Source organism: Allomuricauda sp. F6463D, assembly GCF_023015965.1.
Lineage (GTDB): Bacteria > Bacteroidota > Bacteroidia > Flavobacteriales > Flavobacteriaceae > Flagellimonas.
Window position 1 is genome coordinate 1 of the sequence record NZ_JALKAN010000001.1, and the last position, 15,384, is coordinate 15,384.

At 35.0% G+C, this 15,384-nt stretch carries 15 protein-coding genes; 7 read left to right on the forward strand and 8 right to left on the reverse strand.

Translation table 11 applies throughout. The features are described from left to right. Positions 1 to 148: 148 nt before the first annotated feature. From MWU56_RS00005 to MWU56_RS00040, 8 genes are all read right to left on the reverse strand, one after another. Positions 149 to 985, reverse strand: a complete 837-nt coding sequence (locus tag MWU56_RS00005; protein ID WP_247040932.1) for a hypothetical protein — start codon at positions 983 to 985, stop codon at positions 149 to 151. A gap of 152 nt (positions 986 to 1,137) precedes the next feature. Further along, positions 1,138 to 1,770 carry a hypothetical protein gene (locus MWU56_RS00010; protein ID WP_247040933.1) on the reverse strand — a complete coding sequence of 211 codons (633 nt, stop codon included), beginning with the start codon at positions 1,768 to 1,770 and terminating at the stop codon, positions 1,138 to 1,140. A gap of 332 nt (positions 1,771 to 2,102) precedes the next feature. Then, a complete protein-coding gene (locus tag MWU56_RS00015; RefSeq protein ID WP_247040935.1) occupies positions 2,103 to 4,670 on the reverse strand; it encodes a DEAD/DEAH box helicase family protein in 2,568 nt (855 codons plus the stop codon). 2 nt (positions 4,671 to 4,672) lie between these two features. Beyond that, positions 4,673 to 6,532 (reverse strand): DNA methyltransferase, encoded by a 1,860-nt coding sequence (locus MWU56_RS00020; protein ID WP_247040937.1) that lies wholly within the window; start codon positions 6,530 to 6,532, stop codon positions 4,673 to 4,675. Beyond that, entirely contained in the window at positions 6,533 to 6,730 is a 198-nt protein-coding gene (locus MWU56_RS00025; protein WP_068452248.1) for a helix-turn-helix transcriptional regulator, read from the reverse strand. 406 nt (positions 6,731 to 7,136) lie between these two features. After that, positions 7,137 to 7,685: a GNAT family N-acetyltransferase gene (locus tag MWU56_RS00030; RefSeq protein WP_410548909.1), complete on the reverse strand. Its 549-nt coding sequence runs from the start codon at positions 7,683 to 7,685 to the stop codon at positions 7,137 to 7,139. Beyond that, positions 7,675 to 8,529 carry a bifunctional helix-turn-helix domain-containing protein/methylated-DNA--[protein]-cysteine S-methyltransferase gene (locus MWU56_RS00035; RefSeq protein ID WP_247040939.1) on the reverse strand — a complete coding sequence of 285 codons (855 nt, stop codon included), beginning with the start codon at positions 8,527 to 8,529 and terminating at the stop codon, positions 7,675 to 7,677. The genes MWU56_RS00030 and MWU56_RS00035 overlap by 11 nt, the downstream gene beginning before the upstream one ends. Before the next feature lie 182 nt (positions 8,530 to 8,711). Beyond that, a complete protein-coding gene (locus MWU56_RS00040) occupies positions 8,712 to 9,851 on the reverse strand; it encodes a tyrosine-type recombinase/integrase (protein ID WP_247040940.1) in 1,140 nt (379 codons plus the stop codon). 496 nt (positions 9,852 to 10,347) lie between these two features. Between MWU56_RS00040 and MWU56_RS00045 the strand changes: the two genes are divergently transcribed. The 7 genes from MWU56_RS00045 to MWU56_RS00075 all read left to right on the forward strand — a co-directional run bounded on the left by MWU56_RS00045 (position 10,348) and on the right by MWU56_RS00075 (position 15,384). Then, positions 10,348 to 10,635, forward strand: a complete 288-nt coding sequence (locus tag MWU56_RS00045; RefSeq protein ID WP_247040941.1) for a helix-turn-helix domain-containing protein — start codon at positions 10,348 to 10,350, stop codon at positions 10,633 to 10,635. A 2-nt stretch (positions 10,636 to 10,637) separates the two neighbouring features. Then, complete coding sequence (locus MWU56_RS00050; RefSeq protein WP_247040942.1) at positions 10,638 to 11,894, forward strand: type II toxin-antitoxin system HipA family toxin; 1,257 nt, start codon at positions 10,638 to 10,640, stop codon at positions 11,892 to 11,894. 872 nt (positions 11,895 to 12,766) lie between these two features. Next, entirely contained in the window at positions 12,767 to 13,114 is a 348-nt protein-coding gene (locus MWU56_RS00055; protein ID WP_247040943.1) for a single-stranded DNA-binding protein, read from the forward strand. 67 nt (positions 13,115 to 13,181) lie between these two features. Next, positions 13,182 to 13,631: a JAB domain-containing protein gene (locus MWU56_RS00060; RefSeq protein ID WP_247040945.1), complete on the forward strand. Its 450-nt coding sequence runs from the start codon at positions 13,182 to 13,184 to the stop codon at positions 13,629 to 13,631. 456 nt (positions 13,632 to 14,087) lie between these two features. Next, positions 14,088 to 14,267, forward strand: a complete 180-nt coding sequence (locus MWU56_RS00065; protein WP_247040947.1) for a hypothetical protein — start codon at positions 14,088 to 14,090, stop codon at positions 14,265 to 14,267. A gap of 102 nt (positions 14,268 to 14,369) precedes the next feature. Beyond that, positions 14,370 to 14,531 (forward strand): hypothetical protein, encoded by a 162-nt coding sequence (locus MWU56_RS00070; protein ID WP_247040950.1) that lies wholly within the window; start codon positions 14,370 to 14,372, stop codon positions 14,529 to 14,531. A gap of 265 nt (positions 14,532 to 14,796) precedes the next feature. Next, positions 14,797 to 15,384: a BfmA/BtgA family mobilization protein gene (locus MWU56_RS00075; protein WP_247040951.1), complete on the forward strand. Its 588-nt coding sequence runs from the start codon at positions 14,797 to 14,799 to the stop codon at positions 15,382 to 15,384.

Here is a 15,384-nt window from a genome sequence, read left to right on the forward strand (position 1 = left end):
CTGTTCTTGCTAAAGGATAAGTCGAAAAAGGAATGGGTGAAACGGTTAATATCTGTAATTACAGATATTAACAAGGGATGAATATGTCTCAAATTTAATTCAGAAAAGAGTTGGTTTTCACCTCAGTTCTTTGTTGGGCATAGTACTTTTAGCTTTTATCAATCATATTATTTTTATCTGTTTCCTTTTCAATTAATGGATTCCACGTTTTTGGTATGAAATCAGAAATTCTCTTTCTCTCAAATCTGGACAAACCTTTTATTTCCCAAAAAAACTCTTCTGCTTCAGTCAAATCCTTAGGTTTGTCAATTTTCCATTGTACTAGTCTTCCATTTTGAGCTATAAATTCGTGTATTAAATTTAAAATTCGTGACTGGTGTTTTGAATTTAATAAATCCCAATAAGAAAGAAATAATCCACCTAATTTTTCTACCATATGAGTTTGATTAAAATTTAATCTATCATCAAGTACTGCTTCCTTAAAATAAGATAAATGTTCATTGTAGTCTTCATTTTCAAAGTTTGGTATATTATTCTTCTTGAAATGTTTTTTTAGTTTATTCTTTATTCCTGTAAGATGATAATAACTATGCTTTGAGTAATTTGATTGAAAATTTATTAATTCTGCAAACGATATTTCAAAATCAATCTCGTGAGGTGATATATAGTATTTGTAGAACCTTTTCTTGAAAAAGAATTCTTTTGTTTCATTTATAGCAAAAAGAAATTTTTTAAAGTCGTCAATTTGATTGTACTGTAAACAAAAATCTTCCATTAAATTGAAAAGTGAAACTTTCTTGTTGGAATCAAAAGGTGATGGGAAAGTTACATTTAGAAATTCATTCAGGCGTATGAAGAATAAATCAGACCTTTCTTCATCGTTAAAATATAACATTGATTTATCTTCTGTCAGTTCAAAGAGTCTTGGACTAATTATGGTTAAAGCAAAGCTAGTGTATTGTCTGAATAATAATCTAATATCCATTTATTCGTATTATGCCCAACGTTTAGTATAACCGCAGTTATGGGGTTAAAGTTAATGTTTTTCGGATAAGCACCGACGGTAGCAATTCCGAGTGGATTCGGACGTAGTCGAATCCGCCGTAATTGCGGTTATACATTGTTGCCCACAGTTTTTTATTCAATCCATTCATCAAATTCATATTTCATTTCCCAAATTCCATTTTGCTTTTCATAAATTCGAGTCATTCCACCAGATCCAGGCCTAAATCGCACATATGCTAAATTTAGTTCTTTATTAAATATTGGTTTTGTGATATGTAGAAATGAATAGAAATCAATCATTTTATTTTCTTCATAGTATTTATCGGCAATCTTATTAATTGAATCCCATTGAATTTCATTTTCTCTATATTTTTCGACATCAATGACTTTAAAACCATTTTTTTCTATTGTTGAAATATCAAAGTCTTCATTTTCTATAAATTGTTTTCTAACAAAGTCAATATCATTAATTTTAAGAGTGTCAGATATAAATTCAAAATGCGAGATTGTTCTACTGGAGTTATTTGGGTCAATTGGTAATTGCGGTGGAACCATTGCAGGCAAATTTGAAATTAATTCTCTTTTATCGTATAACAGTCTAGATTTTGAACTGTCGGATAAGATTTGAGTAAGAAATTCAAGTTTGAATTCATCAGTAATTTCAATTTGAGTTAATTCACCAGCAATTGATTCAGATTTGTTGTTTTGTCTACAACTAATCAAAATTAAATTCAGAATTAATATTTTAAGTACGGTCTTTTTCAAATTGTGGGCAACGGTCTTGTGTATGAAACGTAGCGTATAAATAAACGCTAACTTTTCGGATTTAGCACGAGCCGAATTTTTATTTTTTCTATTTATCTTTTAATTTCTAAATATACAAAAATAAAAATTTTGCGGACTTAATAAATAAGCAAAAACCTTTCGGAAAGCCTATAATAGCTATGTTTTATACACGTTGTTGTGTGTAGTGTTTTTCCGTTCTGATTGGTTTTCCGATGTTTGTTATTTAGTTCAAATGTAAGCGTTGGCAAGACATACTCTTTTGCAATTTTGGGCTTGTGCGTTGGCTGTAGCGAATTGCAAATGTGTATGGCTTATGCGTTGGCATTATTCAGAGTTTTTTCCAATGTTTCCTTAAATTCATTTTCGTTTTCATTATTGTAAAAAGGAACTCCAGTTATTAAATAATTGTCAGAGTCGATTTCAATTGTCTTTTTGTCTTCTCTAATTTCTTTTAAAAAGTCCTCTTTCCATTTATCGTGTGCTTTCAAATGATTTCCTTTCGGTTCTATGAAAACTTGATAAGTCAATTCTTTTCCAGCTTTTTGTTTGCAGAATAGCACGAAATCTGGTTCAAATGCTCTACCTAATTTATCAATGATTTTAATTTCTCTTTCATTTCTGATTAAGTAAATATTCTCAAAATTATTTTCTAATTGCTCAAATCTTCTGGCAAACATTTTTACAAACTCCTTTTCCTCACTTGTTCCGTAATTAGCGTTATACACATACCATTCTGGTTCACTTACTACGTCAAATTGTCCATCAGCTCTTTCGCTGTCTTTGTAAACTTTAATTTCCTTGTCTTTAAAGACTTCGTGAACATTCTTGTTTATGTATTCAGAACCTTCATATTCTGTCAAGTTCGATTTTATTTCAGATTCTATGCTTTGCAATAACTTTTGAACTGCTAACAAATAGTCGAAATTAGAAATTTCTTCAAGTCTTGTTTTTGTTCCCCTTAATGTTATTTCTAAACCTCCTAAATATTCTGTACTGTCAATAAAATTAGATAAGGATTTTGCACTTGGAAAATATCTTTCTAAATTTTCAAAATAGTAAAAAGGATTTTGAGTTAATGCGAAGCGAATAATATGCTTTGAAATATCAGAAATTTTTACGTCTCTTTCTTTAATTACTTCGTCATTAGATTTAGGGTTTTCCATTTCAAAAAATACACTACTTTTTTTACCTATTCCAGAAGATAGCGTAAAACTTATATTCCTTTTTGAGACACCTAAATCTGAAAATGATTTTACGTTATCGTAGCTTTTCTCAACTTTCTTATTGAAAATTACCTTTCCAGTTTTATAGAAATCGGTCTTTTTGAATTCTGGCTTTAGAAATAAATTTAGTTGTATTGATTTATCTTCATCTTCATAAATTCCAGATTCTACCAATGCTTTCTTTAATTCAGAAATGTATCGATTATCTTCTTTTGTATGATAATAAAGTTCTTCCAACACTTTTAAATCGTTAGATAAATCCTCATCGTATTTACGTTTGTAAAGGTCTTGTCCTTCTTCTAATTTAAACGGAAAATATCTTGCTCCTCTACCAATTAATTGGGCTTCTGAAAGCGTTGTTTTTCCAATTGTTGTATTCGTTCCTCCTGTATTTTGCCCTTCGTATAATCTTACAATGTCAAATAAGTTTAAAACATCCCAACCTTCATTTAATTTTTGAACTGCAAAAACTGCTCTAATTGGATTGTTTTCATCTTCCAGAGTGTTTAGTTTAATTTGGTTTAGCTCAGCTTCTTTATCATTATTTGCACTTATACAATTTTCTTCTTTGAAGTTTGACTTGATGCGTTTTGCAATGTCATTACTTGACAGATTGATTTTCGCAAAAAAGTCAAATGCTTTTTGAACAATACCAATAGTCGAAGTTTTTTTAATGTTTTCTACCATTTTAGCAGAAAAATCATCAATAAGTTTGTGGAAGTTTTCTTTATTTTCTTCTGATTCTTTAATTGTTCTTTTTGCCTTAAAAAGAATAACAGGCTTTAAATTAATGTTGTTTGAAGTTGCTAATTCTTGTCGATATAAATTTAAAATTAAGGCTTGAATGATACGCTCTTGTTCATCATACAACGACCTTATTAAATTTATTTCTTTAGAATATTTATCAATTCTAAATTGTGCTAAATCGTATTTTTGAATGACTTTATCTTGGTACTTTTCTACGATTGACTGTGTTTCATAATCTAATGTTGCGGTAAATTCTAAAAGAATATTATCGTAATTCTGTTTCAGTATTTCTTCAACTGTTCCTTCCCAACTTCCAAATAATTTTCCGCTTTTTGTTCCAGAACTTAAATGGTGTGCTTCGTCAGCAATTAAAGCAATTTTTTTGTCTTTAAAATCTTCATAAGTAACACTATTTTCCTTTGTGTTATTTAAGTCAATATGTAATTGTTGTATTGTTGTGAAATTGATATTTATGTTTTCATTATCAGCTTCCTCAAAATTGTCAACGTCTTTTATTAAAATTTCTTTATTGTCAATTACTATTTTTTCACTAAATAAGTATTTTGAAGCTTGAGGATTTAAAAAGTTGTCTTTTGTTTTTGTAATGATGTTGTTGCTATTCACAAAAAACAAAAAATTCCGATAGCCTTTTTCATAGAGATACAGCATTAAACCAGCCATAACTAACGTTTTTCCGCTACCAGTTGCCATATTGTATAGTAGGTGAAAAGGCTTATTTGGTTTTGCGTCAAAATCTTCGTTGTAACAAAGCATAAAACGCTTAAAAGATTCTTCTTGATAAGGTCTTATATCGTATTTTATGTTGTCAGAAATGTAATTTGGTACTTCCGTTCTTGCAACTTCTCTTTTACCAAATTCTTTGATTAATGTATCATATAAATATGCCATAATTAATCTTTTTTAAGTTGGTAAAAATCTTCTGTAACTTTTTTCTCTGCTTTTGAACAATCGAAATCTTTATCATTAATTGATGAGAGATTTACATATAATTGGTTTTTATCTAACAGTTCTATTAAATGCTTTTTTTGTTGTGCCAATTCCAATTTTTTAAAATCGGCAATATGTTCATCTTGTTTTTGTATATCTACATTGTAATCAAGGAAAGATTTGGCTTTCATTTGCTCCCAAATATCCAATAATGTCTTACTGTTTTTGGCTTCTTCTATTTGGTCTATAAATGTTTGATTGTGTTTTTTGAGTTCTATGTAAGTAAATGAACCCTGTTTATTTTGCTCGATAACTTTTTGAACTCTTTGATTTGTTACACTTTCAATATAGTCCATTTGTTCAATCATAATAAATTTTCGATTCAAACCATCTTCTTTATTCAACTCTAATACAGCGTGTGCTGTCGTACCACTTCCTGCGTGATAATCAAGTATAATATCATTATCGGTAGCCCATAATTCTACAATTCTTTTAAGTAAATCAGTATTTTTTGGATTTTTAAAGACATCTGCACCCATTAATTTTTTAAGTTTAGTAGTTGCGCTTGATGTTAAGAATTTTTCTTCCCACCAAGTTGTTACAGTTTGTCTTGATTTGGCTGCTTTTTCTTTGTAATATTTTTGTTGTAAACCAGTTGCTGTTTTAACAACAAGGCCTTCATTAAACATTCTTTGCATTCTCTCTTTCGAGAATCGCCAATAACCTTCTATTCCTTCAAATTCATAAAAAGGATTGCCTTTTGATGCTCCTCCAGGTCCATCAACTGGTACTAATTTATAATCTCCATTTTTATCAGTTTTATCAAAACCATCTAAATTCTTTTTTATACCAAAAAGAGACTTTTTTGCAAAGACTTTTCTCTCATTTTTTGCGAATAAAAGTATATGGTTATGGTTTGGCGATATTATTTTATCATTTGAAATTGAGCCTCTTGATTTATGGCAAATATCTGCAATGAAGTTTTCTCTTTTAAAAATTTCATCCATAAGAATCTTACAATAGTGAGCTTCATTATCATCAAGACTTACAAAAATAACTCCTTCATCACTCAATAATTCACGAGCAATGATTAAACGGTTTTTCATAAATGTTAACCAAGAAGAATGATTAAACTTATCATTATACCCGAAACTATCACCACCTGTATTATATGGTGGGTCGATATATATCAGTTTTACTTTTCCAGCAAATTCTTTTTTCAGAGAGTGTAAAGCTAAAAGATTATTTCCCTTAATTATTAGGTTATCTGTAATGGTATCTTCTGTTAAACCTCTTTTTTTGTTTAGTTCAGCATCTCTTGTAAAGCCTTTAAATTCGTGTTCGCCATCTTTATCGTAGGTTTTAGCGTTTGTCAACACTTTAGGTTCTAAAAGTTGAGTGATTTCGTCTTGTGCCAAGGTTTCGTTAAAGAAAATTTCTTCTCGTTTATCTTCCTCACGACTTTGTCCACCTTCCAAAATACAATCTTTAAATGGCCAAACTAACGCAACTTCGTTGCGTTGTTTTAGGTATTTTCCGTCAATTGTTAATCCAACTTTGTTTTTGTATTGTGTATAACTGTCGTTTAGGTAGTTTTTCTGTTCCAGAAACTGTACAAATAAATTTTGGTTAAAAACTAACGTGCCTTTAATATCCAAAAAGAATTTTTCTTTTAATTCTTTATTGTCAAGCAATAATGCTATTAAATCAGCATCGAAATTTTGTGCTTTATTAATTACTACCCATTTCTTTAACTCGCCATTGTCCGTAACAAAATTGTTTTCGGTTTTGAGTTGTGTTTCTAACGTTTCGTATAGTTTCATTTATTGGTCGTTTCTTTCAATTAATAATTCGCTGACCTGTACATTTAGTATTTCTGCTATTTTGTATAAGTCTTCCAAACTCGGTTGTCTTTTGTTTCTTGCGTACTCGTTGATAGTCGTATAACTTTTATCAGTTTGGTCTGCAAGCCAAGTTTGAGATATTCCTTTATTTTTCAGAACTTCTTTTATTCGGTTCATTTGTAACCTTTTTGGTTAATCAGACGCAATGTAATAATAATTCGCTGAAATGTAGTGAAAATGTTCGTTGTATTCTCGTGAGTGAGCGTTGGGAAGAAACAGCTCTTTTATTTTTTTTGAGCGTTGGCATTTCGCGTTGGCAAAAAAATAAATGTGCTGTTTGAGGGTTGGCTTTTTTAGTTCAAATGTTCAATTTTAGCACGATTTTTACATTACACACAACGTGTTTGTATATGATGAGTAGCGGGCAAATACGCGAGAATTATTCCGCTAAACACAAGCCGATTTTTGTTTTTGAACTTTTATCTTTTTTTGTTCCAAAGTGATTAAAACAAAAATTGGCGACCAACCAAATATAACAAAATTTTAGAACCGAACCGAACCCCGCTATTCATTATATACGGTGTTAGCGACTGCTCTTTTCTGTTTGTTTGTTCAAATTTATTTCAAATAAACAAGCTGGTACATTATGATAATGTTCAGGTAAAGTGTCTGTATTATTTAGGTCAAACATACCTAAAAATTCAAATCCTGCGTTTTCGTAGTGTTGGATTAATTTGACGTTGTTTCCTAAGGTATCAAGTCTTACAAACTGTTTATCCATTGATTTAGCATATTTCTTAGCCCAATTCACAATTTTTTCCACAAAATTATTACCTCTGAAGTTTGGATTGGTTGCAATTCTATGAATGTAAATAGCACTATCTTTATTTTTCTCTTCCCAGATTTGCTCGTCTTGAAAAGCAATTGCCCAAAGACAGGCAATTTCTCCATCAATTAGCATTTTCCATTGGCGGTTTTCTGCTATTTCAGTTTCAACAAGTGTTCTTTTAAAATTTGGCCAAACAACGACTTTCTTTTTTGCTTTTTGATAATCTGATGCAATTTTGTAAAGTCTAAAAATTTCATCAATATCGTTAATTGTGCAGTTTCTAATTTCCATTTTATTTTTCATTTAAGATTTGATTTTCAGTTTCTTCCCAACCTATCAAAGCGATTTTTTTTGTTTCCTTCCATTTATAACCTCCCAGTTCTCCTGTGGATTTAATTACACGATGGCACGGAATAATATATGCGATTGGATTTTTTCCTAAAGCGTTTCCTACTGCACGCGATGAAGAAGGCTTGCTTATTAATTTTGCAATTGAATTGTAAGAAACAAGTGATGCAGGTGGTATTTTTAATAATGCTTCCCAAACTTTTAATTGAAAAGCTGTTCCTTTCAAATGAATTTTAATTTCGTCAATTCCCTTATTTTTAATTTCGAAAATTTTTAAAGCGTTCTTTTGAAATTTATCCCTACTTTCTTGCAGTTGAGCGTTTGGATATTCCGATTTTAATACCTGAAACGCATCTTCTTTTTCCTCATCAAAAAATGATAAATAACATATTCCTTTATTGGTGGATGCTATTATTAATTTCCCGAAATGGCTAGAGGAATAACTGTAATTAATTTTTAAGTTTTTACCACCATTTTTGTACTCGGCTGGTGACATTCCCTCTACTTTGACAAATAAATCGTGCAAACGGCTTGTTCCTGAAAGTCCAGTTTCAAATGCTGTATCGAAAAGTGTGTTTTCTTTGGCAAGTTTAATTTTGGCGTATTGAAGACTAACGTATTGAAGAAATTTTTTAGGGCTCGTTCCCGCCCATTCCGTAAATATCCTTTGAAAGTGATATTGGCTCAAATTTACTTTTTTAGACAATTCCTCAAGAGTAGGTTGTTCTTTGAAATTGTCTTTTATAAATTCGATTGCCTTTGCAATACGATAATAATTTTGATGTTTCTGGTCGTTCATTTGATTTGATTAACGACACAAATTTAGATAGGATTTAAGTTATAAAAAATCCGTTTCTTGCTATATTTTGAGTTCGGATGATTTTTTTTTTGAGTTGTCGCTAACTTGTTTATAGAGATGTAAAATACATCTCTATACACCCAAAATAGGAATAAAACCGATGATTTGAGTTGTTTTCTATATTAAATCTCAAAATCATCAAAGGGGTTCTTTATTTTATCAAGGCTTGCTGTGCTTACATGTGTATAAATCATAGTTGTTTTCGGGTTGTTATGGCCAAGGAGTTCTTGGATATATCTAATATCTGTGCCATTTTCCAATAAATGTGTAGCATGGCTATGGCGCAAAGTGTGTAAAGTAATGGATTTCTCTATGCCAGATAAACGTATAGAGCGTTGCAAAATTTGGCGCGCACTAACTGCTGAATATTTACCGCCGTTCTGTCCTTCGAAAACATAGTCTTTGGGCTTATAAGAGATAATATATTTGTTTAACAACCCAATCATTTGTCTTGAAACTGGCACATACCTGTCCTTAGAGCCTTTCGCAGACTTTACATGCATGAACTTTCTTTCACAATCAATATCTTTTGTTTTGAGTTTTAGAGCTTCACCAATCCTAAGGCCACATGAATAAAGTAGGCTCAGCAAGGTTTTGTGCTTTAGATTTGTTGTATTCTCAAGAATTGACTTTATTTCCTCAAGACTTAAAATTGCAGGTAGCTTTTTGGATTTTTTGGGGCGCTCCAAATTTTCTGGTAATAAATGCATTTTACCTTGTTGGCGGTAAAAAAGTTTTATAGCATTGATGGCTTGGTTTTGATAGGTATATGAATACCGATTTGCCAAAATATAATCTATATTGAATTTTAGGATGTCTTTTTCTGTAATTTCAGTTTCTGTTTTTGGGAAATGGAAACGAAAGAATATAAGAAGCATTCCCTCGTATGTTCTAATGGTGTTCTCACTATACCGTTTTTGTTCCATCCATTTTTTAAGGAGGTCAATACTATGTTTGACGCTTTCGGCAATTTGATTTCCCACATGCACTTTTTTGTCCTTTCCAATATTATGATTGGATGAGTCTTTAGCTGTTAGCGAAGAATAGTCAATGTAGTAGTTTTCTTTTCTAAGGTACTGGAACAGGGCATTTGTGGTGGGTCTGGAAAAAGGCAGGTAAAACGATTTAAGTGATTTGCTCCATTCTATACCGTCAAACTTTTTTAAATATCCATGCAGATTAGAATTGTGTGAAAAATTAACAAGTAGTATTTCCTGGCCCTCATAGTTGGATTTTGAGAATAAAATAATAGGCTTTCCCATGAAAAGTTAATTTAAAATATGATTAAAAGAAATCAATATCGAGAAGAGGTTGGGAATAAATCCAAGGTTAAGATAAAGAAAATGAAGTGTTTTTTGGAGAAATAGTATAAACTTTTCAATTTCATACAGTTTATTCAAGGAATCATAAAGGATTGAGTTCTGTCACCTAGATTGTCGACCAAAATACAAAAGCCACCAAAACAGGGACTTTTCACTTTATTAAGCGGAGGAATAGGTTATGGAACGCCTTTCTTGCGTTTGTAATTATCAAGCCATGCTTTTGCACATGATTATTACTTTGGCGTCACGTATTCCATGAAATTGAATCCCTGTTCTCGACCTGATTGATGGTCCAATGGTTTAAACCTGCCGATTCGGACCATTTACGGTTTGCTATTCGATTTCCAATTCTAAAGAAATGATATAATAGTCTTTGATAAAAAAATGTCGCTTATTTGCAACAAAAAAAGGATATTTGTCGTTAATAAGCAACATTATGAATTCTAAGAAAGCAATACTTCTTCCCAAATATCAAAAGATATTTGATGGAATAGGTCAAAATATCAAGCTTGCGCGAAAACGTAGAAAATTGACTGCCGAACAGGTTGCGGAACGTGCCGGTATTCACCGTGCTACTTTGCATCGTGTTGAGAAAGGCGACCCAACTGTCGCAATGGGCATCTATTTCAACGTGCTAAAGGTATTAAGTCTTGAAAGTGATTTTTCAAAATTAGCGTTGGATGATGAATTCGGTCGTAAACTACAAGATTTGGATTTACTATAGTTATGTCACAAGGAAAATTTGATATTTATGTTTATGCCGATTGGATAGGATTGGATGCTCCTATCGAAATAGGTGTCCTATCGGCCCATTTTGTGAAAGCCAAAAAAGCGTTCAGTTTTGAGTATAATAAAGCATGGTTGGGAAAAGGTTTGTACCAATTACTCGACCCGGATATTGCATTTTATTCAGGGCCTCAATTTCCAGCAGACAAAGAAAACTTTGGGATATTTTTGGACAGTATGCCCGATACTTGGGGAAAGACCTTGATGAAACGTCGTGAGGCACAGGATGCCAGAGCTCGCAAGGAGAAGGCAAAAACGCTATATGAAATAGATTATCTTCTTGGTGTATATGACGAGAGCCGAATGGGTGCGCTGCGCTTTAAGACAGACCCCCAAGGCCCTTTTTTGGACAATGATGGACAAATCCCAACACCACCTTGGTCATCTCTCGGGGATTTACAGGAAGCTGTGGACCAATTGGAAAGTGATACGCAGAACGACGCCATACGCCAATGCATAGCAGTACTTATAGCACCAGGTTCTTCTTTAGGGGGCGAACGCCCAAAAGCGAATATATTGGATAATGATAAAAACCTATGGATTGCAAAATTCCCTTTAAAAACAGATACAGTGGATAAAGCTGCTTGGGAATTTCTGACCTATAAACTTGCGGTCAGCTGCGGTATCGAAATGGCGGAATCCAAAATTGAAATGATAGCTGGCCAATATCACACCTTTCTTACTAAAAGATTTGACCGTGAAAATGGCGGTCGCATCCATTTTGCATCCGCTATGACAATGACCGGAAATACGGAAGAAACATTAAAGTCTTTCTCTCCGAGCTATTTGGATATTGTCGATGTAATCGAGAATTATGGAACTAACGTAGAAGAAAATCTGCATCAATTATGGCGGAGAATTATTTTTAATATTGCCGTATCCAATACGGACGACCATCTGCGGAACCACGGTTTTATTCTAAATGAAAAAGGTTGGAAACTTTCCCCGGCCTATGATTTAAACCCTTCAATTGAAAAAGACGGATTGGCACTCAACATAGATGCGGATGATAATGCCCTTGACTTTGAACTTGCAAAAAGTGTTGGGAAATTTTTCCGCTTAAGTGATGGTGAAATGGATGCTATTATTAGTGAAATCATAAAAGTAGTCAAGGATTGGAAATCTGTCGCCAAACAAATAGGTATTTCCAATAAGGAACAACTTTTAATGAAACCCGCTTTTACCACTGAAATTTAAAATGGATTACCAAAAAAGCGAATGCATTAGGAATTTACATACAACTATTCATCAATGTAGCGTACCTACGCTTAAAAAACCAACGAAAGTAGGTGACCTAAACAACTTTCCGAGTACGAGAAGGACCTTTTGAAAAGGCTAGGGCCCTGAATCTAGACAAAACAGCGGCAGGCTTTAAAAGTCAACATGAAAACTTCAAAGCTTCCAGATACCAAATCTTACCAGAACAATCAGGAAGAACGGTTATGAACAAACAAAAGTGCTTTCACTTAACTTTTATTGCAACTGGAGTATTGCTCTAATGGCTATCGTAATAGTGGAAGAATAGCAATAAATCCAATAAGGAAGTCGTCCAAACGGATTTTGATTGGCCCTTCCTTCGCAAACCCTTCTTGGGGCTTTGCCGGGAAAGGCCGCCAATCCGTTCGTCCGCCCAACAAATTTTAAGGGGTCCTTAATAAAAGAAGCCCGGGTTGTTTTTCGGTGCATCGAAAAACAGGGCAGTGCCCAAGGAATTCCTATCAGGACACCATTGCCTTCAGTCGCTTAACTTCCCGTACGCTCCCATGACAATGGGTCGGATGGAATTCCTAAGGCCCTTATCGAACCTGTCAAGGCCATGCCCTGTTTTGTCCAGAAATAGGGTTTCCACTTCCTTGAAAACCCCAGGGTTTTTCTACGTCGTGGAGCCTCCCGATTTCCGCCCAAAAGCCTTGACAGAACCCCCTTCTTTCATTCTGCTGCGCATGTAAGAAGCAAACAAACGCCCCTTAAAATTTGGGAAACAAAAACCAAAAAAATAGGGGAAATTTTTAATCCTGTTTGCTGATCTATACATAGTGGAAGACGGCAGATCTTTAAAACTTTTTATCATGAGTACATTGAGAAACAAAGTACAACTTATCGGAAACGTGGGGCAAGACCCCGTAATCACAGACCTTGAAAAAGGGAAGCGTGTGGCACGCCTGACCATGGCGACCAACGAACACTACAAAAACTCCGAAGGTGAACGTGTGACCAACACCGAATGGCACACTGTGATCGGGTGGGGGAAATTGGCCGACATCATCGAGGGATTTGTGACCAAGGGCAAGGAGATTGCCATCGAAGGGAAATTGACCTCCAGATCCTATGAGGACAAAGAGGGCAACAAACGCTACGTTACCGAAGTGGTGGCCAGTGAAATTTTATTGTTGGGAGGATCTACCAACGAGGAATAAAGGCCATGGGGTGCCCGGGTATCCTGCACGGGCACTCCATTCCTTTTTTAACTTTAATCCGACCACAATGGAACATAAAGTCAACGAAATACAAATCAGTTATCGGGAAAAACTCAGCACCCTGAAATCCCTTTCCATTACCAATTCCAAGGAAGTGGGGGAGTTGTTGTTCAAGAATTGGGACATCGATACCATAGGATTGCACGAGACCTTTAAAATCGTGTTGCTCAACCAGTCCAACAAAGTGAAGGGTATTTATCCCCTTTCCCATGGCAGCATCACGGGTACCTTGGTGGATATGCGCATCCTTTTTGCCATAATCTTAAAAACCCTTTCCGTGGGGGTCATCCTCGCCCATAACCATCCTTCTGGGCAACTCAAGGCAAGTGAACCCGATAAACAATTGACCAGAAAGATCAAAGAGGCTGCACTGCTTTTTGATGTCAAAGTCTTGGACCATATCATCCTTGCACCCGATGGACGTTATTACAGTTTTGCAGATAACGGGATTTTATAAACAAAGCGCTATGGAACAGTCAAATAAAATGACCCATTTTGAAAGATGGTTGGAAGACCAGGGGGATTTAATGGATTACCCTTATGGGTTCGATCCAAGCCTGTATGACCTCTAAGCCATCCGCAAGCTGTACGCCTGTGATCAGGTGTTCCCATCTGATGACCATGGAGATCCGAAGACCCTTGCACTTCCAAGGGTCTTTTTTTTCCATGTTCAATCTTTGGGGGAATCGACCCCCCAAAGATCACTAGGGGATACGCCCATATACCGACCGTTTCCATGCCCAATGGAAACCTATCCCTTATTTGACCGCAAGTTCGTCCTTTATAAATATTCCCATCAAAAGACTACGGCATAAACCGTTTGTGCCTCACTTTTTATTCCGTTTCCTTTTGAGCTGAAATTTATGAAGAACGGGTTCGCCATCAAATAATGTATAATTTAAAATCATGTACTATGAAAGCAATCGTAAAAAAGTCGCTGGAAATCCCAGCGAAGAAACATCCAAAGCAAAATACTGTCAAAAAGACAACGGATACCACGGTGGACAAAACCTTCTCCCTAGTGGTGAATCTCTGGATATTCCGGTATGAGTATTATAGGGAACAGACCGTTAACGCCCCATCGGAAAAATGACCGGAAAATGGCCCTATAAAAAGGGCCTTTTTTTTGTCGTTTCGCGAAACACCTGACGCTTGGGAAACCAAAAAATCCCCGTCACATGTAATACGCGGGCAAATGATGTTATTTGCCGGCAGAACACATTTTAGTACCAAAGAAAACCTGGGTATATTTATACTGTTGCATGGCAACACCATTTGTACGGCATCCCATTGCTCTGCCTTGGCAGACCGATTTGACTATCCGAGGACCGTACTGTTCGATTTGACTTTTAGATAAAATACAACGGGTTCCAATATCCCCGTCCCGATTCCTATCGGAAGTTTCAGGACAGGATTGAACCATGTTGTGCGAATCATTTTTGTCCCTGCGGGACAAAAAGGTGCAGCAAGAGGATAGCGTGCTCGCGCAGCGCTACCGATCATATGTGCTTCGCAGGTCCCTGTTTATGGGGATTTGAGGTCTTATTGAAATATAGGGCAGTTCGATTTTTGTTGAAAAAATGGACTGGGCCCAGTAAAATCAAGGAATTTTTGTTGAAAAAATGGATGAAGGGTACGAAAAAGAGACGTTTGCGGGACTGAGGATAAAAATCTCTGTGGCCCTAAAATTCAGGAGTTTTTCCAAGCGGCAAGGAAAGTCACAATCCATGACACTATTGGCCATGGTGGAGTTCTTTGACCACAATGGCATCTCTCCCGATCAGCGGATGTACGAGACCATTGCCAGCCTCAAATACCTGATCAAAAGACGCTTCAATGCCATGGTGGCCATTATGCGCAGTATCGAAAAGGAACAGACCCTGCCCACGGTCAGTATGATCCAGGCCCTTTTCCAGCAGGAACTGGAGCCCGAGGAAGTGGACGAGTGGGAAGGGGATTTCGATTTTTTCGAGCAGCAGTTGACCGAAAAGAAAGCCCCCTCCAATCCCGAACTCTTGGATACCGAAGTCCATATTCCCAAGATCCTGCACGAACACTTGAAGGAGGAAATGGAAGAATTAAAAAGGGACTTTGGATATGTCCTGGATCATGTGTCCCTGGTCAAAAATCGATTGGGGAAGGATTATCTGAAGTTAGATTTGGATTATGAGGCCATTGAGCGATACCAACAAAAAATCAAAAACCTGTAA

What these genes read in the sequence shown, in the direction of transcription:
- MWU56_RS00015 (WP_247040935.1), bottom strand. Translation starts at nt 4,670, where the DNA reads ATGGCATATTTATATGATACATTAATCAAAGAATTTGGTAAAAGAGAA.
- MWU56_RS00055 (WP_247040943.1), top strand. Translation starts at nt 12,767, where the DNA reads ATGAGTACATTGAGAAACAAAGTACAACTTATCGGAAACGTGGGGCAA.
- MWU56_RS00060 (WP_247040945.1), top strand. Translation starts at nt 13,182, where the DNA reads ATGGAACATAAAGTCAACGAAATACAAATCAGTTATCGGGAAAAACTC.
- MWU56_RS00050 (WP_247040942.1), top strand. Translation starts at nt 10,638, where the DNA reads ATGTCACAAGGAAAATTTGATATTTATGTTTATGCCGATTGGATAGGA.
- MWU56_RS00030 (WP_410548909.1), bottom strand. Translation starts at nt 7,685, where the DNA reads ATGAAAAATAAAATGGAAATTAGAAACTGCACAATTAACGATATTGAT.
- MWU56_RS00035 (WP_247040939.1), bottom strand. Translation starts at nt 8,529, where the DNA reads ATGAACGACCAGAAACATCAAAATTATTATCGTATTGCAAAGGCAATC.
- MWU56_RS00040 (WP_247040940.1), bottom strand. Translation starts at nt 9,851, where the DNA reads ATGGGAAAGCCTATTATTTTATTCTCAAAATCCAACTATGAGGGCCAG.
- MWU56_RS00020 (WP_247040937.1), bottom strand. Translation starts at nt 6,532, where the DNA reads ATGAAACTATACGAAACGTTAGAAACACAACTCAAAACCGAAAACAAT.
- MWU56_RS00045 (WP_247040941.1), top strand. Translation starts at nt 10,348, where the DNA reads ATGAATTCTAAGAAAGCAATACTTCTTCCCAAATATCAAAAGATATTT.
- MWU56_RS00075 (WP_247040951.1), top strand. Translation starts at nt 14,797, where the DNA reads ATGGATGAAGGGTACGAAAAAGAGACGTTTGCGGGACTGAGGATAAAA.
- MWU56_RS00025 (WP_068452248.1), bottom strand. Translation starts at nt 6,730, where the DNA reads ATGAACCGAATAAAAGAAGTTCTGAAAAATAAAGGAATATCTCAAACT.
- MWU56_RS00005 (WP_247040932.1), bottom strand. Translation starts at nt 985, where the DNA reads ATGGATATTAGATTATTATTCAGACAATACACTAGCTTTGCTTTAACC.
- MWU56_RS00065 (WP_247040947.1), top strand. Translation starts at nt 14,088, where the DNA reads ATGAAAGCAATCGTAAAAAAGTCGCTGGAAATCCCAGCGAAGAAACAT.
- MWU56_RS00070 (WP_247040950.1), top strand. Translation starts at nt 14,370, where the DNA reads ATGATGTTATTTGCCGGCAGAACACATTTTAGTACCAAAGAAAACCTG.